The 804-nt window shown below is 69.9% G+C and carries 2 protein-coding genes; both read left to right on the top strand.

Annotated elements, in window-relative coordinates:
• Positions 1-409 (top strand): DUF4174 domain-containing protein (locus TW83_RS18490; RefSeq protein ID WP_045984254.1); only part of this gene is annotated, 409 nt, incomplete at its 5' end.
• 93 nt (positions 410-502) lie between these two features.
• On the top strand, positions 503-694 hold the full coding sequence (locus TW83_RS18485; RefSeq protein ID WP_045984253.1) for a hypothetical protein: 192 nt from the start codon (positions 503-505) through the stop codon (positions 692-694).
• Positions 695-804: the final 110 nt, after the last annotated feature.

Below are 804 nucleotides of genomic sequence, written 5' to 3'. Positions count from 1 at the left end.
CGAGCCCGACCCGCTGCCGGACGCGTCCCCCCTGGACGATGGCTCTCCGCAGGTGCTGGACGCCGCCACGGTCGGCCCGGACCAGTTCCTGTGGACGGCGCGCCCCGTGGTGATCTTTGCCGACACGGCGGACGACCCGGCCTTTGTCGACCAGGTGGCATCGCTGCGCCGTGACGGTCGGGCGCTGGCGTCGCGCGACGTGGTGCTTGTCCTCGACAGCGACCCGTCGGCCAACAGCGCGTGGCGACAGCAGCTGCGCCCGCAGGGGTTCTCGCTGGTGCTGATCGACAAGGACGGACAGGTCAAGATCCGCCGCCCCGTCCCATGGGATGCCCGAGAGATCGGCCGCGCCATCGACCGTCTGCCCCTGCGCCGGCAGGAGATCGGGCGCGGCAGCGTGATGCGGTAAGGCGCAGGGCCGCGAAACTTGTGGATTTGCGGCGCGTTCCCTATATCATGACCGGTATCCGGCACGGTTGCCGGATCAGCAGGAGGGTTGATCATGGCCAATTCGCGTTCCGACCGCAGCCTGTCGCAACCGCGCGCGCCCAAGGCGTCCGCCCGACCCGACGCACCCGTGCTGCGCAGCGAAGCAAAGCCGAAACCGACCGCCGTCAGCCGTGCGAACGAAATCGTGCGCGCCATCGGATTGCGTCCCATCACCGGCCTCTCGGGTCCGAAGATCGGCTACTGACCTCGGTCGCCGACAGCCGTTCGCGCATCTGCGCCAGTTCCTGCGGCAGGCGCGCACCGATCTGTGCCGCGGCCTGCGCCTCGTCCTCGTCCAGCATCGCCTCGACCGCG

Origin of the sequence: Paracoccus sp. S4493 (genome assembly GCF_000967735.1) — a bacterium.
GTDB classification, from domain to species: domain Bacteria; phylum Pseudomonadota; class Alphaproteobacteria; order Rhodobacterales; family Rhodobacteraceae; genus Paracoccus; species Paracoccus marcusii.
Note: the sequence above shows the minus strand (reverse complement) of the source record. Positions and strands in the feature narration are given on the sequence as shown.

Excerpts from the sequence above, each read along its gene's own strand:
- TW83_RS18485 (WP_045984253.1), top strand. The coding sequence starts at position 503 with ATGGCCAATTCGCGTTCCGACCGCAGCCTGTCGCAACCGCGCGCGCCC.